General features: G+C 72.8%; 26 protein-coding genes. 19 read left to right on the top strand and 7 right to left on the bottom strand.

The window, feature by feature from the left end:
- Positions 1–100 precede the first annotated feature (100 nt).
- From ABEA81_RS33560 to ABEA81_RS33520, 9 genes are read left to right on the top strand one after another with little or no spacing between them, the layout of a single operon-like run.
- Positions 101–1,411 (top strand): hypothetical protein, encoded by a 1,311-nt coding sequence (locus ABEA81_RS33560; protein WP_345610764.1) that lies wholly within the window; start codon positions 101–103, stop codon positions 1,409–1,411.
- Positions 1,408–2,742, top strand: a complete 1,335-nt coding sequence (locus ABEA81_RS33555; RefSeq protein ID WP_345610763.1) for an ABC transporter substrate-binding protein — start codon at positions 1,408–1,410, stop codon at positions 2,740–2,742. The genes ABEA81_RS33560 and ABEA81_RS33555 overlap by 4 nt, the downstream gene beginning before the upstream one ends.
- Positions 2,739–3,683 (top strand): carbohydrate ABC transporter permease, encoded by a 945-nt coding sequence (locus ABEA81_RS33550; protein WP_345610761.1) that lies wholly within the window; start codon positions 2,739–2,741, stop codon positions 3,681–3,683. Before ABEA81_RS33555 ends, ABEA81_RS33550 begins: the two co-directional genes overlap by 4 nt.
- The gene (locus tag ABEA81_RS33545; RefSeq protein ID WP_345610759.1) at positions 3,680–4,534 is read left to right on the top strand and encodes a carbohydrate ABC transporter permease; all 855 of its coding nucleotides are present in this window, start codon (positions 3,680–3,682) and stop codon (positions 4,532–4,534) included. The genes ABEA81_RS33550 and ABEA81_RS33545 overlap by 4 nt, the downstream gene beginning before the upstream one ends.
- A 3-nt stretch (positions 4,535–4,537) precedes the next feature.
- A complete protein-coding gene (locus ABEA81_RS33540) occupies positions 4,538–5,659 on the top strand; it encodes an ABC transporter ATP-binding protein (protein ID WP_345610757.1) in 1,122 nt (373 codons plus the stop codon).
- On the top strand, positions 5,656–6,570 hold the full coding sequence (locus ABEA81_RS33535; RefSeq protein ID WP_345610756.1) for an acetylxylan esterase: 915 nt from the start codon (positions 5,656–5,658) through the stop codon (positions 6,568–6,570). The genes ABEA81_RS33540 and ABEA81_RS33535 overlap by 4 nt, the downstream gene beginning before the upstream one ends.
- A complete protein-coding gene (locus tag ABEA81_RS33530; protein ID WP_345610754.1) occupies positions 6,567–7,424 on the top strand; it encodes an acetylxylan esterase in 858 nt (285 codons plus the stop codon). Before ABEA81_RS33535 ends, ABEA81_RS33530 begins: the two co-directional genes overlap by 4 nt.
- Positions 7,421–8,572 (top strand): aminotransferase class V-fold PLP-dependent enzyme, encoded by a 1,152-nt coding sequence (locus ABEA81_RS33525; RefSeq protein ID WP_345610752.1) that lies wholly within the window; start codon positions 7,421–7,423, stop codon positions 8,570–8,572. The genes ABEA81_RS33530 and ABEA81_RS33525 overlap by 4 nt, the downstream gene beginning before the upstream one ends.
- Positions 8,572–9,039: a RidA family protein gene (locus ABEA81_RS33520; protein ID WP_345610751.1), complete on the top strand. Its 468-nt coding sequence runs from the start codon at positions 8,572–8,574 to the stop codon at positions 9,037–9,039. Before ABEA81_RS33525 ends, ABEA81_RS33520 begins: the two co-directional genes overlap by 1 nt.
- A 243-nt stretch (positions 9,040–9,282) precedes the next feature.
- Here ABEA81_RS33520 and ABEA81_RS33515 read toward each other — a convergent pair whose 3' ends face one another.
- Complete coding sequence (locus ABEA81_RS33515; protein ID WP_345610749.1) at positions 9,283–10,563, bottom strand: FAD-binding protein; 1,281 nt, start codon at positions 10,561–10,563, stop codon at positions 9,283–9,285.
- A gap of 86 nt (positions 10,564–10,649) precedes the next feature.
- Between ABEA81_RS33515 and ABEA81_RS33510 the strand changes: the two genes are divergently transcribed.
- Positions 10,650–11,429, top strand: a complete 780-nt coding sequence (locus tag ABEA81_RS33510; protein WP_345610747.1) for a helix-turn-helix domain-containing protein — start codon at positions 10,650–10,652, stop codon at positions 11,427–11,429.
- Between the two features lie 45 nt (positions 11,430–11,474).
- Here ABEA81_RS33510 and ABEA81_RS33505 read toward each other — a convergent pair whose 3' ends face one another.
- The 4 genes from ABEA81_RS33505 to ABEA81_RS33490 all read right to left on the bottom strand — a co-directional run bounded on the left by ABEA81_RS33505 (position 11,475) and on the right by ABEA81_RS33490 (position 14,685).
- On the bottom strand, positions 11,475–12,329 hold the full coding sequence (locus tag ABEA81_RS33505) for a hypothetical protein (RefSeq protein ID WP_345610746.1): 855 nt from the start codon (positions 12,327–12,329) through the stop codon (positions 11,475–11,477).
- Positions 12,330–12,363: 34 nt separating this feature from the next.
- A complete protein-coding gene (locus ABEA81_RS33500; RefSeq protein WP_345610744.1) occupies positions 12,364–12,960 on the bottom strand; it encodes an RNA polymerase sigma factor in 597 nt (198 codons plus the stop codon).
- A gap of 182 nt (positions 12,961–13,142) precedes the next feature.
- Positions 13,143–14,069, bottom strand: coding sequence for a hypothetical protein (locus ABEA81_RS33495; protein ID WP_345610743.1), 927 nt, complete (start codon positions 14,067–14,069; stop codon positions 13,143–13,145).
- Between the two features lie 34 nt (positions 14,070–14,103).
- Positions 14,104–14,685 (bottom strand): RNA polymerase sigma factor, encoded by a 582-nt coding sequence (locus ABEA81_RS33490; protein ID WP_345610741.1) that lies wholly within the window; start codon positions 14,683–14,685, stop codon positions 14,104–14,106.
- A gap of 175 nt (positions 14,686–14,860) precedes the next feature.
- Between ABEA81_RS33490 and ABEA81_RS33485 the strand changes: the two genes are divergently transcribed.
- On the top strand, positions 14,861–15,631 hold the full coding sequence (locus ABEA81_RS33485) for an IclR family transcriptional regulator (protein ID WP_345610740.1): 771 nt from the start codon (positions 14,861–14,863) through the stop codon (positions 15,629–15,631).
- On the opposite strand, the gene ABEA81_RS33480 is transcribed toward ABEA81_RS33485, so the two are convergent.
- On the bottom strand, positions 15,632–17,296 hold the full coding sequence (locus ABEA81_RS33480; RefSeq protein ID WP_345610739.1) for a thiamine pyrophosphate-binding protein: 1,665 nt from the start codon (positions 17,294–17,296) through the stop codon (positions 15,632–15,634).
- A complete protein-coding gene (locus ABEA81_RS33475) occupies positions 17,289–18,755 on the bottom strand; it encodes an aldehyde dehydrogenase family protein (protein WP_345610737.1) in 1,467 nt (488 codons plus the stop codon). Before ABEA81_RS33475 ends, ABEA81_RS33480 begins: the two co-directional genes overlap by 8 nt.
- 122 nt (positions 18,756–18,877) lie before the next feature.
- On the opposite strand from ABEA81_RS33475, the gene ABEA81_RS33470 reads away from it, so the two are divergent.
- From ABEA81_RS33470 to ABEA81_RS33435, 8 genes are all read left to right on the top strand, one after another.
- On the top strand, positions 18,878–20,209 hold the full coding sequence (locus tag ABEA81_RS33470; protein ID WP_345610735.1) for a Rieske 2Fe-2S domain-containing protein: 1,332 nt from the start codon (positions 18,878–18,880) through the stop codon (positions 20,207–20,209).
- Positions 20,206–20,730, top strand: coding sequence for a 3-phenylpropionate/cinnamic acid dioxygenase subunit beta (locus ABEA81_RS33465; RefSeq protein WP_345610734.1), 525 nt, complete (start codon positions 20,206–20,208; stop codon positions 20,728–20,730). Before ABEA81_RS33470 ends, ABEA81_RS33465 begins: the two co-directional genes overlap by 4 nt.
- 17 nt (positions 20,731–20,747) lie before the next feature.
- Complete coding sequence (locus ABEA81_RS33460) at positions 20,748–20,954, top strand: hypothetical protein (RefSeq protein WP_345610732.1); 207 nt, start codon at positions 20,748–20,750, stop codon at positions 20,952–20,954.
- Complete coding sequence (gene hcaB / locus ABEA81_RS33455; RefSeq protein WP_345610731.1) at positions 20,951–21,724, top strand: 3-(cis-5,6-dihydroxycyclohexa-1,3-dien-1-yl)propanoate dehydrogenase; 774 nt, start codon at positions 20,951–20,953, stop codon at positions 21,722–21,724. The genes ABEA81_RS33460 and hcaB overlap by 4 nt, the downstream gene beginning before the upstream one ends.
- Positions 21,721–22,491, top strand: a complete 771-nt coding sequence (locus ABEA81_RS33450; protein WP_345610729.1) for a class II aldolase/adducin family protein — start codon at positions 21,721–21,723, stop codon at positions 22,489–22,491. The genes hcaB and ABEA81_RS33450 overlap by 4 nt, the downstream gene beginning before the upstream one ends.
- Positions 22,492–22,548: 57 nt before the next feature.
- On the top strand, positions 22,549–23,838 hold the full coding sequence (locus ABEA81_RS33445) for an SLC13 family permease (protein ID WP_345610727.1): 1,290 nt from the start codon (positions 22,549–22,551) through the stop codon (positions 23,836–23,838).
- Entirely contained in the window at positions 23,835–24,524 is a 690-nt protein-coding gene (locus tag ABEA81_RS33440; protein WP_345610725.1) for a class II aldolase/adducin family protein, read from the top strand. Before ABEA81_RS33445 ends, ABEA81_RS33440 begins: the two co-directional genes overlap by 4 nt.
- Positions 24,525–24,596: 72 nt before the next feature.
- Complete coding sequence (locus ABEA81_RS33435; RefSeq protein WP_345610724.1) at positions 24,597–25,523, top strand: AEC family transporter; 927 nt, start codon at positions 24,597–24,599, stop codon at positions 25,521–25,523.
- Positions 25,524–25,528: the final 5 nt, after the last annotated feature.

The raw sequence follows: 25,528 nt of genomic DNA, 5'->3' as shown, positions 1-25,528 counted from the left end.
CTCGTAACCGGGCGGCCTTGACCGCCCTTGTGAGCCGTGGCACGTTACCGGGAACCGATCTAACGAACTATTTACGAACCTGGATCGTATTTGGGGTCGCATGCGAATGGTTCTCGGGCTCGTCCTGCACACCTCCCACCAGGCCCGCCTGGCGGTGGCGAGCGGGACGCTCATGGGCGTCCAGCTGGAGCTGGTGGTCTACGAGCAGGAGCGCGAGATCCGGCCGAAGGTCGAGGCGCTGCTGGGCCGCGTCCAGCTGGACGGGATGCTGCTCGGCCGCGTGCCGTACGACGCCTGCCGGGACCTGCTGCCGCCGGACCTGCCGCTGCTGGTCAACCGCTACACGGCGCTCGAGCTCACGCTCACCCTCGGCCGCGCGCTGCGCCAGGGGTGGGCGCCCGCTCCGGTCAGCATCGACACGTTCGACCGGTCGGTCGTCGACGACGTCACCGCGGCGCTCGGCATGGACCCGGAACAGGTGAGCTGCCTCCCGTACGCGGCGGGCATCTCCTACGAGCAGATCATCGACTTCCACGAGAGGTTCCTCGCCGAGCACCCGGACGGCTTCGTCATCACGGTCCGCAGCGAGGTCACGCGGGCGCTGGGGAGCCGGGTGCGGATGCTCAACGTCGCGCCGCTGGAATCCACGGTGCGGTCGGAGCTGCACGAGCTGGTGCTGCGGATCCAGTCCCAGCGCGCCACGGAGCTGTCGTTCGCGGCGGGCATCTTCTCGGTGGTCGACTTCGAGAGGGACTCCAACCTCGACCGGGCCCGCGTCGGGCTGTTGAACATGCTGCTGAACACCCCGGAGTTCGCCGACGCGTGGGTCGACACCCGGGGGAGCCGGGGGGTGGCCGTGCTGGCCCACCGGGCGCTCTTCAACGAGGTCACGGGCAACTGGTCCTCGCTCCCGGTGATCGGCACGGCGCGGGAGAGCCTCGGGATCAGCGTGGCGGCGGGCTTCGGGTTCGGGTCCTCGGCCCGCACGTGCGTCGTGCTCGCCGAGAAGGCGGTGGCGCAGGCCGAGCAGACCGGTGCCCCGTGCGGCTACCTGATGGACGAGGACGGCCTGATGGTGGGGCCCTTGCGCCCCGGGTCCACGCCGCTGCGCTACACGTACCGCGAGCACGGGCCCGATCTCGAGCGGCTGGCCCGCCGGGCGGGCCTGTCCGCCGCCACGATCTCCCGGCTCGCGGCGCTCGACCGCACCCTCGCCGGGCGGCCGCTGTCGCCCGGCGACCTCGCCGACGCGCTGCACATCACCGACCCGAGCGGGCGCCGGCTGATCCGCAAGTTGACCGCGAGCGGACTGGCGGTGCCCCAGGGCAGCGCCCAGGCCAACCGCAGGGGAAGACCGACCAACCTCTACCAGCTGACGATCGCCGCGGCGATCGGAGAGGACGTGCAATGACGCCGCAAACCTCCTTCAGCCGTCGCCGGGTGCTGCAGCTCGGGGCCCTCACCGCGAGCCTGCCCGCGATCGGTTCGGTCCTGGCGGCCTGCGGCGGCGGTGGCGGCGCCAGCTCCGGCGCCGTGAAGTTCTCCGGCTGGGACTACGAGTCCGCCCTCGTCCAGCAGAACGTGGACCGCTTCGTGCAGCTCAACCCCGACGTCCCGGTCGAGTACACACCGATCACCAGCGCGCAGTACGTGCAGAAGACGGTCGCGGAGTTCACCGCGGGCGGCGGGCCGGACGCCCTCTACGTCTACGACGACTCCCTGGCCGGCTGGGTGGCCGCCGAGTACCTGCAGCCACTCGACGGAATGCCGGGAGTGGACGAGGTCTACGCCGGGATCTACCCGTCCAACGCCGAGGCGATGACGATCGACGGCAAGCGGTACGGGCTGCCGTACTACACCGACTCGCAGTGCCTGATCTACAACGAGGCCATCCTCGCCAAGGCCGGGATCTCCGCCCCGCCCACGTCCCTCGACGAGCTGGAGCAGCAGTCGCAGCGGATCAAGGACGCCGGGCTGCTCGAGTTCCCGATCGGCCTCACCGCCCAGCTGCAGGACACCTGGTGGGCCTGGGTGTGGGGCCTCGTCTTCGCCAGCGGCGGCGACATGTTCGACGAGGCGGGCAACCCGGTCATGGACGGCGCCGACCCGACGGCGCGCAACGTCTTCGCGTGGCTGCAGCGCGCGGCCACGGTCAGCAAGGTGATCGATCCCGCCGTGCTCCAGCTGTTGCCCGTGCCGCTCGACGACGCGATGAAGGCCGAGCGGTACGCGTTCACGGTCGGCGCACGGTACGCGCTGCGCGACTACAACGACCCGTCCCGCTCGAAGGCCGCGGGCAAGCTGAAGATCGCCTACGTCCCGAGCCTCGACGGCAACGTGGCCGGCACCGTCAGCAACACCCGCATGTACGCGCTGAGCAAGGACACCGAGGTCCAGGAGAAGGCGTTCAAGCTGCTCACCTACCTGGGCGGCTTCACCGACGGCGTGCCGTACACGGCGAAGTACTGGTTCCAGAAGAAGGGCCTGGGCTTCCCCTTCAAGAAGTTGGAGGAGGACCAGGAGGTGCAGTCCACCCTCGCCACCTTCGCCGACCCGGCGATCTACTCCGGGCTGGCCGGCATCGCCCGGCCGCGCACCGCGATCAAGCAGCCCTGGTACAGCGAGTACGAGAACGAGCAGCAGAAGGCGGTGCAGCAGCTGCTGTCCAACCAGACCTCGCCGGACGACGCCGTCAAGGGGCTGTCCGCCACCGTGACGTCGCTCAAGCAGAAGTACTCGTGACGATCACCGCGGTCGACACCGGGAAGCCGCGCTCCGGGACGGAGCAGCGTCCGCGGCGGACGATGGGCGACACCGCGCGCGCCTACCTGCTGAACGCGCCCGCGATGATCGTCATCGGGCTGCTGGTCGCCTACCCGATCGGCTACTCGTTCTGGCTCTCGCTGCACCGGTACAACCTGAAGCTGCCTGCGCTGGAACGGTTCGTGTGGTTCCAGAACTACCTCTCGCTGATCGGCGACCCGGCCTTCCTGAGCTCGCTGCGGGTCACCGTCGCGTTCGTGGTGGTGGTGCTCGGGCTGACCGTGATCCTGGGGACGGCGCTGGCGCTCGTGCTGAACGAGACGTTCCTCGGGCGCGGCGTGCTGCGCAGCCTCGTGCTACTGCCGTGGGCGATGCCCGGCGTGGTGAACGGCCTGATGTGGCGCACGATCTTCGACGCGAAGACCGGCGCGCTCAACGGGCTGCTGCTGCAGCTGGGCCTGATCGACTCCTACCAGGCCTGGCTGACCTCGCCCACCGGCGCGTTCCTCATCACCGCGTTCGCGCAGGTCTGGAACACGCTCCCGTTCACCGTGATCATCCTGCTCGCCGGGCTGTCCACGATCCCGAGCGAGCAGTACGACGCGGCCAAGGTCGACCGGGCCGGGGTCGTGCAGCGGTTCACGCAGGTCACGCTGCCCTGGCTGCTGCACCCGCTGCTGATCGTGCTGATCCTGGAGACGATGAACGCGTTCCGCGCGTTCGACACGATCTACGTGCTCACCGGCGGCGGGCCGGGCGACGCCACGAACGTGATCGCCGTGCTCAACGTCCGCACCGTGCTGACGTACACCGACTTCGGGCTCGGCAGCGCGTACTCCTGGGTGATCACGATCGTCACGCTCGTGATCTCGATCGGCTACATCTCGACGCTCTACCAGAGGGGGCGGATCGAGGTATGACCAAGAAGGTCGTGCTCCACGTACTGGCGATCGGTTTCGCGCTGTACCTCGTGGTGCCGTTCTACTGGATCGTCAACCTCAGCTTCATGCACGAGGTGGACGCCGCGTCGGTGCCGCCGCACTTCCTCCCCGACAACCCCACGCCCGCGAACTACCTCGGGTTCGTGAACCCGAGCACCGACCAGGCCCTCGTCGGGTCGAACGCCGTGGGCGACACCCCGTACGCGCTGCTGAACAGCCTCGTGGTGGCGTTCTCGACGGCGGTGGTGAACCTCGTGCTCGGCACGTTCGCCGCCTACTCGTTCTCCCGGATCCAGTTCCGCGGGAGTCAGCTGCTGCTGATCGTCTACCTGCTGACGCGCATGGTGCCGGGCATCGCGATCATCATCCCGTTCTACCTCGTGATGCGCACGCTCGACCTGCTCGACACCTATGGTGCGCTGATCCTCTCGTACACGACGTTCGCGCTGCCGATCACGATCTGGATCCTCAAGGACTACTTCCGCACGGTGCCGCGCGAACTGGAGGACGCCGCGCGCGTCGACCGGTGCGGGTGGTTCCGCATGATGTGGACGGTGTTCCTCCCGATCTCCGCGCCGGGGCTCGTGGCGGCGGCGATCTTCTCGTTCATGACGGCGTGGAACGAGTTCATGTTCGCGCTGTTCATGACCAGCAGCATCAGCTCGCAGACCATCCCGGTGATCGCCGCCAACTTCGCCACCGACCTGAACACGCAGGTCACGCTGATGGCGGCGGCGGGAGTGCTGGCGGTGGTGCCGCCGCTGGTGCTGGTGCTGATCTGCCAGCGGTTGATCGTGCAGGGGATGGCGGCCGGATCGGTGAAGGGGTAGACGATGGCCGAAGTCAGGCTGGAGAACGTGCGCAAGGAGTTCGGCGGCGTCGTCGCCGTCGAGGACGTCTCGTTGACCGTTGCCGACCGCGAGTTCCTGACGTTGGTGGGGCCGTCCGGCTGCGGGAAGTCCACCACGCTGCGGATGATCTGCGGGCTGGAGCGCATGTCCGCCGGGGCGGTGTTCTTCGACGACGTGCCGGTGGCCCACCTGCCGGCGAACAAGCGCGACGTGGCGATGGTGTTCCAGAGCTACGCGCTCTACCCGCACAAGACCGTGGCGCAGAACCTGGGGTTCGCGCTGCGCAACCTGCGGGTGCCGAAGGCGGAGATCGCTACGCGGGTGGACGAGGTGGCCGCGTCGCTGGGCATCGAGAGCCTCCTCGAACGCAAGCCGAAGGAGCTGTCGGGCGGCCAGCGGCAGCGGGTCGCGCTCGGGCGCGCGGTGATCCGCGACGCGGGCGCGTACCTGCTCGACGAGCCGCTGTCGAACCTCGACGCCCAGCTGCGCGGCTCCATGCGCGCGGAGCTGAAGCGCCTCCACGCCGACCTGCGCCGGACGTTCATCTACGTCACGCACGACCAGGTCGAGGCGATGACGATGTCGGACCGGATCGCGGTGATGAAGGACGGCCTCGTGCAGCAGTGCGCGTCGCCGGAGGAGATCTACGCCCGCCCGGCCAACCTGTTCGTCGCGTCCTTCATGGGGAGCCCGCCGATGAACTTCCTCTCGGGCGAGGTCCAGCGCGACGGCGGGCGGCTGCTCTTCCGGCACGGCGAGGTCACCGTCGAGCTGCCCGAGCACGCGGGCCCGGGGGTCGACGGGCTGTCCGGCCGGGACGCCGTGCTGGGCATCCGGCCCGAGGACGTCCGGCTGGCAGATCAGGGCGGCATTCCAGCGCAGGTCTTCGTGGCCGAGCTGCTCGGCGCGGACGTGCTCGTCACCGTGCGGCTGGGGGAGGAGCTCGTCAAGGTGCGGGTACCGGCACCGTACGACGGCCGCGTCAACGAGGCGGTCTCGGTCGTCCTCGCCCCGGACAAGGTGCACCTCTTCGACCCGTCCGACGGGCGGGCGGTGCTGGCCGCGCGGTCGGCAAGTGTTCTGGAACGGCAGGAGAGCCTGTGACCCAGGTGGACGTGAACGTGTTCCGACCCGACGATTTCGACGATTTCTGGGATTCGACGCTGAAGCGGGTGGCGAAGGTCCCCCTGCGGCCGTCGTTCGAGTACGTGACGGAGCGTTCGACCGACGACGTGGCCGTCTTCGACGTGCACTACGACAGCTGGGACGGCGTGCGGATCTCGGGCTGGTACGCCGTGCCGCGCGAGGCCGGGCCGCACCCGGCGCTCATGCTGGTTCCGGGCTACATCTCCGAGCCGGTCATCCCGCGGAGCTGGGCGAGGAAGGGCTACGCGGCGTTCGCGGTGGCCCCGCGCGGCAAGCTCCGGTCGAACCAGCGGTTCAACCCGGGCTACCCGGGCCTGCTGGTGGACAACATCGCCGACCCGAACACCTACGCGTACCGCGGGTTCTACGTCGACGCGGTGCGCGCGGTGGACGCGGTGCTCACCCGGCCCGAGGTCGACGCCGACCGCGTCGGCGTGCACGGGTCCAGCCAGGGCGGGGCGCTCACCATCACCACCGCCGCGCTCCTGCCCGACGTCGTGACCTGCGGCGCGGCCGGAGCGCCCTACCTGTGCGGCTTCATGGACTCGGCCAAGCTCACGCACTCCTACCCGTACGAGGAGATCAACGAGTACCTGCGAGATCATCCCGACCATGAGCAGCGGGTCGCCGAGACCGTCGGCTACTACGACGGCATCAACTTCGCACCGAACATCCAGGCCCCGATGCTGGTGTACATCGGCCTCGAGGACGACGTCTGCCCACCGGAGACGGGGTTCGCGGTGCACGAGGCGATGAAGTGCGAGAAGGAGTTGCTCACCTACGAGCGCTGCGGCCACGACGCCGGCAACCACTGGGCGATGGAGAAGGTCGAGGCGTTCCTCGCCGGGCACCTGGGGGTGGCCCGGTGACCGTCACCGACTCCGAGCTCGACGAGTACTGGAACGCCGTCGACGCCGAGCTCGCCGCGCTGCCGGCGCGGCCGGTGCGCGACCGCATCCCGCGCCGGTGCACCGCCGACTTCACCGGCTACGAGGTGCGGCTCACGAGCATCGGCCCGTACCGGATCTTCGGCTACCTCAGCGTGCCGACGGGCGAGGGGCCGTTCCCGGCGCTGCTCACGACCCCGCGGTACGGCAGCGTGAACAACCCGCCGCACTACAACGACCGGCTCCGCTACGTCACGCTGACGATCGCCCACCGCGGCCAGCGCACCGCCGACTCGCCGTACGCCGCCGCGTACCCGGGCCTGCTGACCGACGGGATCGCCGACCCGGCGGGCTACGTGTACCGCGGGATCGTCGCCGACTGCCTGCGTGCGGCGGAGTACCTGGCCGCCCTGCCCGAGGTGGACGCCTCCCGGGTGGCGGTCGTCGGGGACGACCTGGCGCTGATCACGGCGGCCCGGCGCCCGGTGTTCGCGGCACTGCAGCTCACCGGCACCCTGCTGCAGCGGGGTGCGGAGCAGGCCGACGCGGACTACCCGGCGGCCGAGTTCGGCGACCACCTCCGGGCCCACCCCGGCGACGCCGACGCGGTGCGCCGGACGCTGGCGTTCTTCGACGCGGGCCGGCACGCGGCGGCGGTGACCGCCGCCGCCCGCGTCGAGATCCCGGGCGTACCCACGACGCTCGCGGAGCGGCTCGGCGCCGAGCGCTACACCCTCACCCGCCACGGGCAGGCCGACAACGACGCGGCGGACGCGTGGCTCGCCGCCCGCTTCGGCGTGCCCGCGATGTCCCGCTTCAGCCGGGCGGCGTCGTGACCGTCATCGAGAACCGGTACGAGAACGAGGTCTACGCCGAGCTGGGCGTGCGACCGGTCGTGAACGCCGCCGCCACCCTGACCCGGCTCGGCGGCTCGCTGGTGGCGCCGCCGGTGCTGCCCGCGATGGCCGCGGCCGCCCGGAACTTCGTCGACGTCGTCGACCTGGGCCGTGCAGTGGGACGCCGGCTGGCGAAGGCCACCCGCAACGAGGCGGCGTACGTCTCGAACGGCGCGGCCGCGTTGCTCACGCTCGGCGTGACCGCGTGCATCGCCCGGTCGAAGGGCGGTGGCCTGGTCGAGGATCTGCCCTACCTCGACCGGACCGGCGAGAAGACGGTCGTCATGTACCGGGACCAGCGCAACCCGTACGACTACGCGGTCCGCCAGGTCGGCGTGCGGATCGTCGAGGTCGGGCCCGAGCCCGCCGAGCTGGAGGCGGCGATCGACCGCCGCACGGCGTGCGTGCTGTGGTTCGCGGGCGCGCACTTCGCCGCCGGTGCGCTGCCGATCGAGCAGGTCGTGGAGATCGCCCACAAGGCCGGGGTCCCGGTGCTCGTCGACGCCGCGGCCCAGATCCCGCCCGTGTCGTCGCTGTGGCACTTCACCACCGAGGTCGGCGCCGACGGGGCGATCTTCAGCGGCGGCAAGGGCCTGCGCGGCCCGCAGTCGACCGGCCTCATGGTCGGCAAGGAGTGGCTGATCGCGGCGGCCCGGGCCAACGGGGCGCCGAACCACTCCCTCGGCCGCGGGATGAAGGTCGGCAAGGAGGAGCTGCTCGGGCTGCTGGCGGCGGTCGAGTGGACCCTCCAGCAGGACGAGCCGGCGCTGATCGCGGCCTACGAGGCGTCGGTCGAGAAGTGGATCGTCGGGCTGTCCGGGCTGGACGGGATCACCGTCAGCCGGGGCTTCCCGAGCGAGGCGGGCCAGCCCCACGGCCGGGCCATCGTCGAGATCGGCCCCGACTCCGGGTGGAGCCGCGACGAGCTCATCGGGGCGCTCTGGCGCAACGACCCCGCGATCGCGGTGGCCCCGGACGGCCCGCGCGCCATCGCACTCAACCCGCAGACCCTGCAGCCCGGCGAGGACGTCCTCGTCCTCGCCGAACTTCAACGGCTTCTGAGAATGAGGACCAAGGAGGACGCGTAGTGGGCGACATCGACGACAGGCTGAAGGCCGCCGGGATCGAGCTGCCGACCAAGGTGGCGCGCGGCGCAGGCCTCGTGCCGTGCGTGCAGCACGGCGACCTGCTGTTCGTCTCCGGCCACGGCCCGGCCGACAACGACGGGAACCTGCTCTACAAGGGGCGGGTCGGCCGGGAGGTCAGCCTCGAACAGGCCTACGACGCCGCCCGCGCCACCGGGGTGCAGCTGCTGCGCAGCATCCGCGACCACCTCGGCGACCTGGACCGGGTCGAGCGCATCGTCAAGGCGCTGGCGTTCGTCAACAGCGACGACGACTTCCACGACCAGCCCGCGGTCGTCCACGGCTTCTCGGACCTGATGGTCGAGATCTTCGGCGAGCGCGGGAGGCATGCCCGCTCGGCGATCGGCACGAGCAACCTCCCCCTCAACCAGCCGGTGGAGATCGAGCTGATCGTCGCGGTGCGCAGCTGATCTCTGCTGGGATCCCGGCGCTGGATCTCGCCGTCCCTGTTCCGGCAACGAATGTTGGGGGCGGGCCGTCCGCGGGGCCGAGCCTGTGCGCCATGAGTGTTCGAACCTCGCCCCAGGCGCCGGGCCGCGGCCGGCTGCCACTGGCGGTCCACCTGCTCGCCTTCAGCATCGGATCCATCCCGTGGATGGGGGCGTACTGGCCCTGGCCACGATCCCGGCCGTGCTCGCCGACCGCAGGCTCTCTCAGAAGACCTCGTAACCCGGCGTGAGGACGTGGTCCGGGTCGAACGCCTCCTTGGCCGCCCGGAGCCGCTCGAAGGCGGGCCCGAAGTGCTCGCGCCAGTCCTCCGGGGACATCGGCAGGGCGCTCGCCGGGTAGAGCGTGCCGCCGGCCGCCCGGACCCGGTCGTACACCGCCCGGTTGTCGGCGACGAGCCGGTCGGCCGGGTCGGCCGTCGCCGGGATGCGGATCAGGTTGAACGTGAAGCAGAGCTCGTCGGCGGGAAGACGCAGCATCGGGCTGGTGATCGAGCGCCCGCGGAACGCGGACACCCCGACCTGGCCGAAGGGGCCCAGGTCGGCAGGCACGAGCCGGTCCAGCTCGGCGGCGACGACGGACCCGGCCGCCGCGTCCCCCACGAACGTCGTGAGCCACGGGTGGGGGAGCGACCACTGGCCGTTGGCGCGCAGCGCCCGCTCGAGCTGGGCCAGCCGGTCGAGGTGGTCCAGCTGCGTCATCGTGGTGACCTGGGCCTGCCGCCGGTCGTCGGACAGGCCGGCGAGCGGGTCGGCCGCCGGGTCGCCGTCGGTGACGGCGTCGAGCCGGAAGACCCACCCGCCTGCCGGGCCGGTGAGCACGGCGCCCTGGACGGCGGCGAACCGGTCCTCGCGTGCCAGCAGGCGCTGGTCGGCGAGCATCGTGGGGAGGTCCGGGTAGACGAGCAGGTGGCGCCGTACGCGCGGGGCGGCCGGGACGAGGGCGAGCGTCGCGCGGGTGACGACGCCGACCTGACCGAGCCCGCCCCGCACCGCGTCGAACAGCTCGCCCGATGAGCACGCGATGATCTCGCCCCGGCCGGTCACGACCTCGACGCCGAGGACGTTGTCGGCGAGCACCCCGGTCCGGGACACCTGCGCGCCCACGCCCCCGACCGCGAGGGTGCCGCCGACCGTCAGGTCCAGGTAGTCCGGCAGCCCGGCGGGGACCAGGCCGCGCGGCAAGGTCGCGGCCAGCACGTCGCGCCAGGTGGCGCCGGCGTCGACGGTCACGCGGTCGTCCGCGACGGGGTGGACGGTCCGCAGCCCCGTCATGTCGGCGACGAGCCCGTCCGCGGCCTGGGACCGGCCGAACACCGAGTGCCGCCGCCCCTGCGGGGCGAAGCGGCGGCCCTGGCGGGCGGCCCGGCGCACGGCCTCGGCCACGTCTCCTGGGGAGGTGGGGCGCAGCACGGCGTGCGGCACCCGGTGCACGAGGTGCCCGAAGTCGTCGGCGGCGGTCACCAGGGTGTCCGGTCCGGTCAGCACCCCGAGCACGGTAGCGACGGGCCTGGCAGGCTGTCTTGAACGAAGTTCACCTCCTTGAACCAAGTTCACCTCGCGGGAGCGTGGCGATGAGGACTGCCGAGCCGGAACGGTCGCGGTCCCCGCGTGTCCTCGGCGCGCCGCACCCGCTGCTCGCGCCGCACCTCGCCCGGCGCCACACCGGGTTCGTGGAGCGGACGCGGCCACGCCACCTCGTGATCCCGGCCTCGGCCACGGTGTCGGTGGTCGTGAAGCTGCGCGACTCCGCGCACCGCCCGGACGCGTTCGTGGCGGGCCCGCACCACGCCTACCTCCAGCCGGAGGGCGAGTGCGCGGCCTCCTACGTCGAGGTGCGGCTGGGCCCGCTCGCCGGCTACACGCTGCTGGGCGTTCCGCTGAACGCGCTGCGCGGCCGGACGGTCGACCTGCGGGACCTGCTCGGTGCCGACGCCCGCCCGCTCGCCGAGCGGCTGCGCGAGGCGCGCACCTGGCCCCGGCGGTTCGAGATCCTCGACGAGCTACTGCTGGCGCGTCTCGACGGCGGGCCGCGCCCATCGCCCGAGGTCGTCCGGGTCCTGCAGCTCATCGCCGCGACGGGTGGAGCCGCCCGGATAGGCCGGCTCGCCCGCGAGGTCGGCTGGAGCCACAAGCACCTGATCACCCGGTTCACGCAACAGGTCGGCCTCACCCCGAAGGCCGCGGCCCGGCTCGCGCGCTTCGACCGCGTCCTGCGCAGGCTCGAGCGGCCGGGCGCGCCGGGCTGGGAGCGGATCGCGGCGGAAGCAGGCTATGCGGACCAGTCGCACCTCGTGCGGGAGTTCCGCGCGTTCACCGGCGGGACGCCCACCGCGTACGCGCACCGACGGTGACGAGCGGATCCCGGCCCCACGGGGGGTGAGAGGCCGGGACCCGCTCTATCGGCCGGCACGCCTCTGGGGCTCCCCGGCGTGCCGGCCAGCTTCGGAGTCGTCGCTGCGACCCTGGTCATCCGACGTGGAGCGGTTGCCCTCGTCCTTCGTCTCGCTCTTCGGCTCGAGGGCGTCCTGCTCGTCGTTCTGCTTCTGGTCGTTCTCTTTCTCGGCGCCCTGTTGCCTGTCGTTCTGTTGCTTGTCGTTCTGCTTACCGCTGCCCCGTGCGTCGCCGTCCTGCTCGGCGTCGTCCCGCCCCGCGCGGTCGGCGGGGGGTCCGGCGGGGCGGTCGGGATCGCCCGGAGCGGCGGTGGCCGGGACGCCTCGGCCCGGGGCGGTGCCCGACTCGTCGGCGGGTGGTGCATCCGGATGCTCGCCGTCCCCCTCGGGGGCGGATCCGGATGCCGGGGCACCCGGCTCGTTGTCCCCGGTCCGTTCCGGGACGGGGGCCGGTCCATCCGACGTCGAGCGCGAGGGCGGCGGCGCGGCCGTCGAGGTGAGGGTCGCGACGGGCCGGTCCGCGGGCGGGGACGGTGGCGCGCCGGCCACGCTCGTCGCGAGCGCCACGCCGCCGCCGGCACCGGCCAGCAGGACGACCGCGGCGACCGCCTTCGCCGCGAGGATCTTCGAGACGGCGGTGCTGAGCAGGGAGGGTCTCCGGGAGGGGGCGCGGGAGGACGGCGACGCCCGTTGCGCCTCGGCGAACGCGGCCACGGCGGCCGGCTCGCCCACCAGCTCGCCCGCCGTGCCGGGACCCGCGGCGGCGGCGAGGAGCCGGTGGAGACCGGCGGGCCCGACCCCGCCGTCGAGCAGCTGCTCGGCGGCGGCGCGGGTCAGGCGGTCCGGGGTCGAGGTGCGCATCTCGGGCCCTCCAGCGCCGGGCCGGGGCAGATCGTTACACATGCCCCTCACCCGGCCCGTCATCCCGGATGGTCCGGGCCAGCCGCTTCAGGCCGCGGTGGGCGGCCACCCGTACCGCGCCGGGGCGCTTGCCGAGCACCTTCGCCGCGGTCGGGGCGTCGAGGCCGACGACGGCGCGCAGGAGGACCGCTTCGGCTTCGGTCCGCGGCAGCGCGAGGATCTGGGCCATCGCCCATCGGGTCGACATGCCTTCGACGGCGGATCCGTGGGTGTCGGTGGGGTCCGGGTGCTCGGCGAGCGTGTGCGTCTCGGCCGGTTCGGCGGGCCGCCGGGAGCGGGTGCGGGCCCAGTCCATCGCGCGGTTGCGGCAGATCGTGCTGACCCAGCCGCGGAACCCGTCGAGGTCGCCCTCGAAGTCCCGCAGGTCGCGCGCCACGTGGAGCCAGGTCTCGGCCGTGACGTCCTCGGCCTCGGCGCCGACGAGCGCGGTCGCGTATCGGAGCAGGCGGGGCTGCAGGTCGCGGTAGAGGGCGACGAACCCCGCCTCGTCGCCGCGGGAGGCGGCGCGGAGCGCCGCGTCCAGGGCGGCCTCGGCCCGTGGCGGGACCACGTCGCCCGGGGCAGCGCGCACTCGTCCTCCACGTCCTGTCGGGGCCGGGCGGGAGCGTGAGGGAGCACCGCCCGGAACATCCGCGCCGACAGCGCTGCACACCGCCGAACCGTTACACGATGCCTCCCACCTCCACTTCTGGTCGCTTCGGGTGAGGGGCCCCGGCCCGAGGGGGCGGGCCGGGGCCGGTCGGTCGGGGCGGATCAGCCGGCCGGGCGGCGGTCGCCCGACGCCCCACCGCCCTGGCGTGCCTCCTCGGCGTGGTCATTCCCGCCCCGGGAGCCGTCCTCGGAGCCCTCGTCGTCGTCGCTGTCGTCGTCGCTGTGGTCGGCGTCCTCGACGGCACCGCTTCGCGTCGCGCGCCCGGCGGGGTGGTCGGGCTTGCCCGGGGCGGCGGTGGGCGGGGTGCCACGGCTCCCGGGCTCGCCGGCGGCCTCGTCGTCCGCGTCGTCGGCGTCGTGCAGGGCATCGCCGGTGTGACCCGGCGCCGTGGCGGACCTGCCGGGCGGGTCGGTGCCCTCCTGGCCGGAGCAGAAGCCGGCGACGTCCTCCTCGGAGCCCGCCGCCTCGACGAGCGAGCGGAAGGCGGGGTTCGCCGCGGCCTTGCCGGGGTTGTCGGTGGCGCCGGCGGCCCACGCCGTGCAGAGGCCGGCGATCGACGGCTCGGGGGAGGGGCCACTGGTGGAGCCCGGCCCGCCGGCGGCGCTCCCGTGGGAGCCAGGGGCCGGATCGGCGTCGTCGGCGGCCGGTTCGGGGTCGGCGGTCGTCCCGGAGGTCGCCGAGGTCTCGTCGGTCGGGGACGACGGCGCATGGGACGCGTTCGCGGCGAGCGCCACGCCGCCGCCGGCGCCGGCCAGCAGGACGACGGCGGCGAGGGCCTTCGCCGCGAGGATCTTCGAGAGTGCGGTGCTGAGCATCGAGGGTCTCCGGACTGGTGCGCTGGGGAGCGGGTTCGTTCGGGGCGCGTCGACGAAGGCGGCAACGGCGGCCGCCTCGCCGGCGAGCTCGCTCGCCGTGCCGGGGCCCGCGGCGGCGGCGAGGAGCAGGGTCAGACCGGCTGGGCCGGAGCCACCGTCGAGCAGTTGCTCGATGGTGGCCGCGGTCAGGCGGTCCGGGGTCGAGGTGCGCATCTCGGGCCGTCCAGCGTCGCACCCGCGCGAACCGTTACGCATGCCTCTCACCCTCGGTCCAACAGTCGTCGCTGATCGCCGCTGCCAGCTTCTTCAGGCCGCGGTGGGCGGCCACCCGCACCGCGCCGGGGCGCTTGCCGAGCACCTTGGCCGCGGTCGGGCCGTCGAGCCCGACGACCGCGCGCAGGAGGACTGCCTCTGCCTCGGTCCGCGGCAGCGCGAGGATGTGGGCCATCGCCCACCGGGTCGACATCCGCTCCACGGCCGAGCCGTGCGCGTCGGTGACGTCCGGGTGCTCCGCGAGCGTGCTCATCTCGGTCGGGTCGGCGGGCCGGCGCGTCCGGGTGCGGGCCCAGTCCATCGCGCGGTTGCGGCAGATCGCGCTGACCCAACCCCGGAACCCGTCCAGGTCGCCCGCGAAGCCCCGCAGATCCCGGGCCACCTGCAGCCACGTCTCGGCCGTGACGTCCTCGGCCTCGGCCCCGATCAGCGCCGTCGCGTACCGCAGCAGGCGGGGTTGCAGGTCGCGGTACAGGGCGACGAACCCTTCCTCGTCGCCGCGGGACGCGGCCCGCAGAGCCTCAGCCAGCTCGTTCTCGGTTCGCGGTGGGATCACTTCGCCTGCGGCTGCGCGCACACGTCCTCCACGTCCTTTCCTCCGACGGTGGGCGGGAGCGAGGGGGAGCGCCGCCCGGATCCGTCCGGACAGGCAGCGCCGGGCGCCGCCGGACCATTACACGGCCGCGCGGGTGCAGACGTTCAGAGTGCGTCTGTCAGCTACTGTTTCTGCTATGGAGAAATCCAGTGCCCGGCCGCAGTACCCGATCGAATCGGTCGACAACGCCCTGAAGATCTTGCTGCTGCTGGGCGAGCGGAGCGAGCTGCGGCTCACGGAGGTGGCCGAGTACCTGGGCGTGGCCTCGTCCACCGCGCACCGGCTGCTCGCGATGCTGCAGTACCGGGGGTTCGTCCGGCAGGAGCGGCGGTCGAAGGCCTACCTGCCCGGCACGGCCCTGACCGGCGTCGCGTTCTCGATCCTGCAGCGGTTCGACGTCCGGCAGACGCTGCACCCCTTCCTGGAGGAGCTGAACAAGGAGACCAAGGAGACCGTCCACATGGCCGTGCTCGACGGCGGCACGGTGCGGTTCATCGACGCGATCGAGAGCCCGCGGGCGGTGCGGGTGACCTCGCGGCTCGGGCAGTCGATGCCGGCGAACTGCGCGTCGAGCGGCAAGGCGATGCTCGCGACGCTCTCCACCGAGGCCCTGCACCAGCTGTACCCGACCGACGAGCTGCCCGGGCTCACGCCGCGGTCGATCCGCAGCCGGGACGCGCTGGAGAAGGAGCTCGGGAACATCCGGCGGCGCGGCTACTCGATCAGCTCGGAGGAGAGCGAGGAGGGGGTCTCCTCGATCGCGGTGGCGTTCCCGGTGGAGCGCTCGACGCTGCGGCTGGCATTCAACACCGCCGTGCCGGTGGGCCGCCTGCAGCGCGCGGACGTCAAGCGGATCGCGGAGCTCATGCGCGCGACGGTGGAGCGGGCCGCGGAACTACTGCACTGATCACTTGGCCGCCGGTGGCACCAGGCCCGGTGGGAGCCCCTCCATCCGGTCCTGGACGACATCGACGATGCCCGGCCCCGGCTGGGCGAGTGCCTCCTCGATCGCCGGCCCGACCTCTGCGTCGGTGGTGACGCGGGCGCCGTGGGCGCCGAGGAGCCGGGCGTAGGCCGCGAGGTCGGGGTTGTCCAGGAAGACGCCGTGGTAGCGGCCATCGTGGGCGGTCCGCTGGCGGTCGCGGGTGTTGCCGTAGGCGTAGTTGTTCACCACGACGTTGACCACGGGAATGCGTTCGCGCACGCAGGTCTCGAGGTCCTGGGCCACCATCCAGAAGCTGCCGTCGCCGCTGAGCGACACCACCCGCTGGTCGGGCCGGGCGAGCGCCAGGCCCATCGCGGCCGGGAAGCCCCACGCCATCGCCCCGCCCGCCGAGGCGTGGTAGCTGCCCGTGCGGTCGAAGCCGACGTGCCGCGCGATCCACGGGCCGAACGTGTGGACGTCCTGCACGAGCACGGTGCCGTCGCGGTCGGCGAGCACCTGGACGGCGTGGGCCAGCGCCGCCGACGAGACGCCCGCGGCGGAGGATGCGGCCTCCGGGAGGGTCGCGGCGTCGGCGAACTCCTTGCGCAGGGCGTCGCGGCGCTGCCGCCGCCGGTCGGCACGGCCGGGGTCGGCGGCAGCCGGCGGGGCGAGCGCGGCGGCGAGGGCGCGGGCCGCCGCGGTGGCGTCGGAGACGAGGCCGACCCGCGGCGGGTGCACGCGGCCGAGCTCGTCCGGGTCGATGTCGACGTGCACCAGCTGCGCGGAGGCGGGCACGAGGGTCCAGCGCTTCGTGGTGAACTCGGAGAACCGGCAACCGAGCGCGACGATCACGTCGGCGTCGCGCACGAGCCGGTCGGACACCTCGTGCGCGCCGTAGCCGAGTGGGCCGAGGTAGGCCGGGTGGCCGTTCGGCACGGCGTTCTTGCGCAGCCAGGTGCTGACGACCGGTGCCCCGGCGGCCTCCGCGAGGTCGAGCAGCGCGGCGGGATCCCGGGCGCCACCACCCGCGATGATCGCGGGCCGCTCGGCGGCGGCGAGCAGCCATGCCGCCTCGGCGATCCCGGCGGGGTCGGGTGCGGGCGGGTGGAAGCGCACCTTCGGGCCCGGGACGGCGGTGGCGGGGGCCTGCAGCACGTCCAGCGGCAGCGAGAGGACCACCGGGCCCGGCCGCCCGGTCACGGCCGTGCGGACGGCCCGCTGCAGCAGTTCCGGGATCCGCGCAGCCTGGTGGACCTCGACGGCCCACTTGCACATCGGCCGGAACGTCGAGACGACGTCCATCTCCTCGAAGGAACGCCGCTCGACGATCGAGGACGGGACCTGCCCGATCAGCGCGAGCATCGGAATCGACTCGTCGTGGGCGTTCTGCACGGCGATCGCGAGGTTCGCTGCGCCCGGGCCCCGGGACGCCAGGCAGACCCCGAGCGATCCGCCCCCTCGGGAGAACCCGTCGGCCATGAACCCCGCGACCTGCTCGTGCCGCGTGGACAGGTAGCGGATCGCGCCCTGCCGGGCCAGGGCGTCGATCACATCCATGATCGTGGTGCCGGGCAGCCCGAACACGTGCGTGACGCCCTCGGCCGCGAGGCAGTCGACCACGAGGTCCGCCCCGCTCCGCTCAGACAAGGACGTTCACCGCCTTGATCTCGGTGTAGCCGAGCAGTTCCTCGACGCACTCCTCCCGGCCGATGCCGGAGGACTTGGTGCCGCCGAAGGGCATGCCCCAGAAGTGCCGCGACGAGCCGTTGACCCAGACGTAGCCGGCCTCGAGCCGGTCGGCGAGCGAGAGCGCGGTGGAGACGTCGCGGGTCCAGATGCTGGCGGTCAGGCCGTAGTCGACGCCGTTGGCGACCCGGACCGCCTCGTCGAGGTCGGTGTAGGTGAGCACGGACATCACCGGCCCGAACACCTCCTCCTGGGCGATCCGCATGTCCGGGCGCACGCCGGTGAAGACCGTCGGCTGCAGGTAGTAGCCCCGGTCGAGCCCGGCGGGGCGCTCCCCGCCGTGCGCCAGCTGCGCACCCTCGGCCGCGGCGATGTCGATGTAGCGGCGCGACTTCTCGTACTGCGCGCGGGAGGCGAGCGGCCCCATCTGGGTGTCCGGGTCGACCGGCGAGCCGATCCGGATCGCCCCGATCCGCTCGATCACCCGCGCGAGCACCTCGCCGGCGACCGAGGCGTGCAGCAGCACCCGGGAGGTGGAACCGCAGGACTGGCCCTCGGACCAGGCGAAGTTCATCCCGGCGACGATGCCGGCGGCCGCCGCGTCCAGGTCGGCGTCGGGGCAGACGATCAGCGCGTTCTTGCCGCCGAGCTCCAGGCTGACCTCCTTGACGCCGACCTCGGCGGCGTCGCGCTGGATGATCCGGCCCACCCGGTCGCTGCCGATGAAACCGATCCGGCGGACGAGCGGGTGGCGCACGAGCGCGCTCGACGCGGCGGGTCCGTTGCCGGTGATCACCGACAGCACGCCGGGCGGCAGGACGTCGGCGGCGATCTCGGCGAACCGGAGCGCGGAGAGCGGGGTGATGTCCGACGGCTTGAGCACCACCGCGTTCCCCGCCATCAGCGGCGCGGCCACCTTCGCCGCGGCGAACATGGCCGGGTGGTTGAACGGCACGATCCGGGCCACCACGCCGAACGGGACCCGCCGGGTGAAGTGCAGGTTCTCCACCGAGGCCGGGATCGTGCTCCCGCCGAGGTGCGAGGCGTAGTCGGCGAAGAGCTCCAGCACCTCGGCGCCCCACCCGACGTCGCCGCGCATCGCGGTGACCGGGTTGCCCGAGTCGAGCGCGTCGAGCAGCGCGAGCTCGTCGGCGTGGGCGCGGAACGCGTCGGCCAACCGGCGCAGCAGGCGCCCGCGCTCCCGCACGTCGACCCAGCGCCACGCCGACGCGGCGTCGGCGGCCGCGCGGACGGCGGCGTCGACGTCCTCGGGGCTCGCGTCCGGCGCGGAGGCCAGGGGCGCCTCGGTGGCCGGGCACTCCACCTCGTAGGTCCGGCCGCCGGTCGCCTCCCGGGGCTCCCCTCCCACGTGGAGGTGCCACTCGCGGTCCGCGACCCCGGCGTCCGTCGTCGTCGACATGCTTCTCCCGCACATAGGAACGTCTCTCTGCGAGTCAGAAGCTAGCCGTTGACATCCGGCGGAGTGAAGGGCGATTCTGGAACGAGGAGCAATGCTCTGCAACCCAGAGAAGGAGGGCTCCGATGGGCGATCTGGGCTCCGTGCTGGCGGACGTCAGGCGGGGGATGATCCCGGCGCACATCTACAACGACGAGGAGGTCTTCCGCCTCGAACGGGAACGCCTCTTCGGTCGCGCCTGGGTGTTCGTCGGGCACACCTCGGAGATCCCGCAGGCGGGCGACTACGTGGTGCGCCGGATCCTGGAGGACTCGTTCATCGTGGCGCGCGGTGAGGACGGCGTGGTCAGGGCGCTGTTCAACATGTGCCTGCACCGGGGGATGCAGGTGTGCCGGGCGGAGCTGGGCAACGCGTCGCACTTCCGCTGCCCGTACCACGGCTGGTCCTACCGCAACGACGGCCGGCTGGTCGGGCTGCCGTTCCACCGCGACGCCTACGGCGGCGAGGAGGGGTTCCGCCGCAAGGGGCAGACGCTGCTGCCGGCCCCGCGGCTGGACACCTACCACGGGATGATCTTCGTGAGCCTGGATCCCGACGCGCCGCCGCTGCGGGAGTACCTGGGCGACTTCGCGTTCTACCTCGACTACTACGTCGACCAGTCCGAGAGCGGGATCGAGCTGCGCGGGCCGCAGCGCTGGCGGATCAAGGCCAACTGGAAGATCGGCGCCGAGAACTTCGCGGGCGACATGTACCACACGCCGCACACCCACACGAGCGTCGTGGAGATCGGGCTCTTCCGCGAGCCGAAGGCCGAGAAGCGCAAGGACGGCTGCACGTACTGGGCCGGCAACGGCGGCGGCACCACCTACAAGCTCCCACCGGGAACCGTCGCGGAGCGGCTGCGCTACGTCGGCTACCCGGACGTGATGATCGAGAAGATGGAGGAGCGCTGGTCGCAGGCTCAGCTCGACGTCATCGGCCGGGACGGCTTCATGATCTCCGCGGCCTCGGTGTTCCCGAACCTCTCCCTGGTGCACAACTGGCCCAAGGTGGCCGACTCCGACGAGGTCCTGCCCTTCATCTCGCTGCGGACCTGGCAGCCGATCGGCCCGGACGAGACCGAGGTGCTGTCCTGGTTCGCCGTCGACGCCGAGGCCCCCGACGAGTTCAAGGCGCTGTCGTACAAGGCGTACCTGATGTGCTTCGGCTCCACCGGGATGTTCGAGCAGGACGACGTCGAGAACTGGGTGTCGCTCACCAGCACGGCGGCCGGCTCGATGGCCCGGCGGCTCCTGCTGAACAGCCGGATGGGGCTGCTCGAGGACGACACGCCGGTGGCCCCGGCGCTCGGGCCGGACGAGTTCGCCGGCCCGGGGGAGGCCCACGTCGGGTACGGCGAGTACAACCAGCGCCACCTGCTAGCCCGGTGGGCCGACCACCTGGAGGTCCAGGTATGAGGCGGTCGCTCCCGTTCTCCGACGTCAGGCACCAGGATGCCCACCACTGGCTCGTGGACGAGGCCTACCTGCTCGACGCCCAGCGCTACGACGAGTGGCTCGACCTGCTCACCGAGGACATCCGTTACGTCATGCCGGTGCGGGTCACCACCGCCGTCGGCGCCGGGTTCGACACCTCGCCGGGCATGGCGCACTTCGACGAGGACAAGTACTCGCTGTCGCGCCGCGTCGCCCGGTTCCGCACCGAGCACGCCTGGACCGAGGACCCGCCGTCGCGGCTGCGCCACCACCTGGCGAACGTGCGGACCTTCGCCGCGGAGGATCCCGACCACCTCGTCGTGGAGTCGGCGGTGCTGCTCTACCGCAGCCGGGGCGACGTCCGGGAGGCCGCGGTGATCTCGGCCGGGCGCGAGGACCTGCTGCGGCGCGCACCCGACGGCGCGGGCTGGCTGCTCGCGCGGCGCACGATCCTGGTGGACGACGCGGTGCTGCGCACCCAGAACCTGGCGATCTTCCTGTGAGCGGGCAGGAGGCGATCGTGATCGCCAACGAGTTCGCCGAGGTGCGGGTGTCGCGGGTCGAGACCCGCAACGGCGCGCGGCTGCTCATCGAGTCGCCGAAGTCCGGGCAGTGGGTGACGCTCTGCCCGCTGGAGGCCGAGGCGTTGACCTGGCAGAACCCGCAGACGTTCTCGGCGATGATCGGCAATCCGTACGGGCCGCTGATCCCGGAGGAGGACGAGTGACGGGCTGGTTGGACGGGCGCCGGGCGCTCGTCGTCGGCGCCGGGTCCGGCATCGGGCGGGCCGTGGTCGACGCGTTCCGCGCCGAGGGCGCCCGGGTCGCCGCGCTGGAGCGGGACGAGGCGAAGTGCCGCGCGCTCGGGGCGGAGATCCCGGTCGTCCGCGGCGACGCGACCACGCGCGCCGCCAACGAGGAAGCGGTCGCTGCCGCGGTGTCGGCGTTCGGCGGCCTGGACGTGCTGGTCAACTGCGTGGGCGTGTTCGACTTCTACCGGGGCCTCGGCGAGCTCCCCGCCGATGGTCTCGACGAGGCGTTCGACGAGATGTTCGCGGTGAACGTGAAGAGCCAGCTGCACGCGGTGAAGGCGGCGCTGCCGGCACTGCGGGAGAGCGGGGGCGCGGTCGTGCTCACCGAGTCCACGTCGGCCTACCACCCGGGCCGGGGCGGGGTGCTGTACGTGTCGTCCAAGTTCGCGGTGCGCGGCCTGGTCACCGCGCTCGCCCACGAGCTGGCGCCCGGGATCCGGGTCAACGCCGTCGCGCCCGGCGGCACCGTGGGCACCGACCTGCGCGGCCTGCGCAGCCTCGGCCTCGACACCCGCAGCCTGGGCGCGGCCCCGAACCGGGAGGCCGAGCTGGCCGCCAGGGTGCCGCTGCGGGTCGCGCTGTCCGGGGCCGACCACGCCTGGAGCTACGTGTTCCTCGCCTCGGACCGCTCGCGCGCCATCACCGGCGGCGTCGTGCACTCCGACGGGGGGATCGCGGTCGCATGAGTGCAGAGCTCGCTCCACTGCGGATGTTGATCGCGCAGGCGTGCCGGGTGCTCGCCGCCCGGGGCCTGTCCGACGGCATCCTCGGCCACGTCAGCCTGCGCGTCGACGAGCGGCGCCTGCTCGTCCGCTGCCGCGGGCCCGCCGAGCGTGGCCTCGCCTTCACCACCGTCGCCGACGTCCGCCTCGTCGACCTCGACGGGCAGCCCGGCGCGCCGGGCGAGCTCGACGGCGGGTACGCCCCGCCGAACGAGCTCCCGCTGCACACCGAGGTGCTGCGGCGCCGCCCGGACGTCGACGCCGTGGTGCACGCGCACCCGCCGGACGTCGTCGCCGCCGATCTCGCCGGGATCGCGATCCGCCCGATCGTCGGCGCGTTCGACATCCCCGGCACCCGCCTCGCGGCCGGCGGGGTGCCAGTCCACCCGCGCGGGGTGCTCATCCGGAACCGGCGGCTCGCGGCGGAGATGGTGGAGTCGATGGGGGAGCGGCCGGTGGTCGTGCTCCGCGCGCACGGGCTCACGAGCGCCGCGGCGGGCGTCGAACGGGCCGTGCTGCAGGCCATCGCCGTCGACGGGCTGGCCCGGCTGGCGCTGCGGGTCGTGAGCGCGGGCGGCACGCTCGCCGACCTCCCGGAGGCCGACATGGCGGAACTGCCGGACCTCGGGGCCGCGTTCACCACCGCCACGGCGTGGCGGCACGAGCTCGCGCGGCTGCCGGGTGACAAAACGGACACGACCGGCCACGACTTGACACGACCGGGTGAATAGAAGAAGGTCCTTCCGCAAAGCAGAGAAAGCACGCCGCAGGCTCGAAGGGGAGCTGCCGTGTCCATCCACGTCATCGGGGTTGTGGCCCTCGTCCTCGTCTTCGTCATCGGCACGCTGCGGCCGGTCAGCATCGGCGTGCTCGCGCTGATCGCCACGTTCCTGATCGGCACGCTCGTCGCGGGCGAGAGCGTGAAGGAGCTGCTCTCGGGGTTCCCGCCCGACCTGTTCGTCCTGCTCGTCGGCGTGACGTACCTCTTCGGCCTCGCGGCCGTGAACGGGACGATCGAGTGGCTCATCGACCGCGCCGTCGGGCTGCTCGGCGACCGTCCGGTGCTCGTGCCGTGGCTGATCTTCGTGTTCTCGGCGGTGCCGACCACCGCGGGCGCGCTGGGCCCGGCCGGGGTCGCGATGCTCGCGCCGCTGTGCCTGCGGCTCGGCGAGCGCTACGGGATCGACCGGCGCATGTCCGCGCTGATGGTGATGCACGGCTCGTGCCTCGGGAACTTCTCGCCGCTCAACGGCCTGGCGGTGATCGTGCGCCAGGCGCTGGCCCACAACGGCCTGTCGGTGTCGGCCGCGGGGCTGTTCTTCGGCAACGCCGCCTACAACATCGTGCTCGCCGTCGTGATCTTCCTGCTGTTCGGCGGGCGGAAGCTGTGGCGGGAGCGCGGCGTCGAGGTGCCCGAGGGGGACGCGGTTCCCACCAGTGGCGGCGGGGTGGCCGTGCGCGAGTCCACCCGCACCCCGCTGCGGGTCGACCAGGTGACGACGCTCGTCGTCATGGTCGCGGTGGCGATCGGCGCGCTCGTGTTCAACTTCGAGATCGGGTTCATGGCGCTGATCGCGGCCGCGCTGCTGCACCTGCTGTTCCCGGAGCGGTTCGCGAAGGCCGACCGGCAGATCGTGTGGTCGGTGGTCCTGCTGATCTGCGGTGTCGTCACGCTCGTCGGGGCGATGCAGCGCTGGGGCACCATCGATGCGATCGGTGGCGCCATCGCCGGGCTGGGCGCGCCGCTCCTGATCGGGTTCCTGCTCTGCGTGGTGGGGGCGTTCACCTCCGCGTTCGCCTCCAGCGCCGGGCTGCTCGGGGTGCTCATCCCGCTCGCGGTGCCGTTCCTCGTCCAGGGTGAGATAGGGGTGAGCGCCATGATCACAGCGTTGGCGATCTCGGCGACGGTGGTCGACTCGACGCCGTTCTCGTCGGTCGGCGCGCTGACGCTGGCCAACGCGCCGGAGGCCGAGCGCCCGGCGCTGTTCCGCACGATGCTGACCTGGGGGCTGAGCATGGCCGTCACGGCGCCGGTGTTCACCTGGCTGCTGTTCATCCTGCCGAGCGGGCTCGCATGAGCCCGTCGGAGCTCGTCGCGACCGCGTCCCGGATCCTCGCGGCCGCCGGGCACGACGACCTGATCTGGGGCCACGCCTCCGTGCGGGACCCCGGCGGCGTGGGCGTGTGGATCAAGTCGGCCGAGTGGGGCCTCGGCGAGGTCACGCCGGAGCGGGTGCACCTGGTGGACGCCGACGGCGTCGTCCGCGGCGGCGTGGGCGTGCGCCACAGCGAGTACCCGATCCACACCGAGATCATGGCCGCGCGCCCCGACGTCGGCGCCGTCGTGCACACCCACCCGCCGCACGCCGTGGCGCTCGCGGCGACCGGGCAGCCGCTGCGGCCGGTCAGCCACGCCGCCAACGCCTTCGTACCGCCGGAGGTGCCCCGCTTCACCGCCACCGCCGACCTCGTCCTCACCCCCGAACTGGGCCGCGCGGTGGCCGGGACCCTCGGCGACGCCCGGGCGATGTTCCTCGTCAACCACGGCATCGTCACGGTGGGGGAGACGCTGGAGGAGGCCACCGTGGCGGCGGTGCTGCTCGAACGCGCCTGCGAGCAGCAGATCCTCACCCACACGGCCGGCGGGTGGCCGACCTGGTCGGATCGCGAGGAGTCGGTGGCCAAGCGGGAGCACATCTACCACGACAAGGCCGTGGCGGCTGTGTGGGAGTACCTGGTGCGGCAGCTGGAGAGGACCAGCTGAGCCGCTCGGCACGCCCCTGCGGAGCCATGCGGCCTGCGTCACAGCTCTAACCTGGTCACACGTGACTGTGGCGTGAACGGGGTAGTCGACGCATTCGTCGTGATCGGGGCCGTCGTCGCGGTCGGCTACCTCGTCGGGCGGGCGGGGGTGCTCGGGCCGGCCGCCACCCAGGTGCTGTCGCGGGCGGCGTTCTTCGTCGCGTCCCCCGCGCTGCTGTTCAGCACGCTCGCCCGCACGGACGTGGCGGCCGTGTTCTCCGAGGGGCTGGTCGTCACGGCCGTGACCAGCGTGCTGGCGTGCCTGCTGTACCTGCCGGTCGGGCTGCTGCGCCGCCGGCCGGCGGGGGAGACCGCAGTGGGGGCGATGGCGAGCGGCTACGTGAACGCGGGGAACCTCGGGCTGCCGATCGCCACCTACGCACTGGGGAACGTCACCGAGGCCGTCCCGGTGCTGGTGTTCCAGCTGGCGGTCCTGACCCCGTTCTTCACCACGGTGCTCGGGGTGCTGTCGGAGCGGGCCGACGGCGCCCGGCCGTCGCTCCTGCGAATGGTGAGCGCGCCGCTGCGCAACCCGATCGCGCTCGCCACGGGCGCGGGGATCGCCGTGTCGGCGACGGGGCTGGTCCCGCCGGCACCGCTGATCGCCCCGATCGAACTGATCTCGGACCTCGCCGTGCCCGGGATGCTGCTCGCGTTCGGGATCTCGCTGTGCGGCGCGAAGCGACCGGGGGCGGGGGACACCGCGCCCTTGCTGGCCACCGTGCTGCTGCTCAAGTGCATCGTCCACCCGGTGCTGGCGCTGCTCGTCGGCCTGCTGCTCGGGCTGCAGGGGCACGCGTTGCTCGCGGTGGTGGTCTGCGCGGCGCTCCCGACCGCGCAGAACGTCTTCGGCTACGCGGTGCGGTTCGAGCAGGGCGAGGTGCTCGGGCGGGACGCGGCGCTGAGCACGACGGTGGTCAGCGTGCCGGTCCTGTTCGCGGTGGTCGCCGTGCTGGCGTGAGGACG

Origin of the sequence: Pseudonocardia adelaidensis (assembly GCF_039543345.1) — a bacterium.
Taxonomy (GTDB): domain Bacteria; phylum Actinomycetota; class Actinomycetes; order Mycobacteriales; family Pseudonocardiaceae; genus Pseudonocardia; species Pseudonocardia adelaidensis.
The sequence above is the reverse complement of the archived record's forward strand: the minus strand, read 5'-3'. Positions and strand labels throughout refer to the sequence as shown.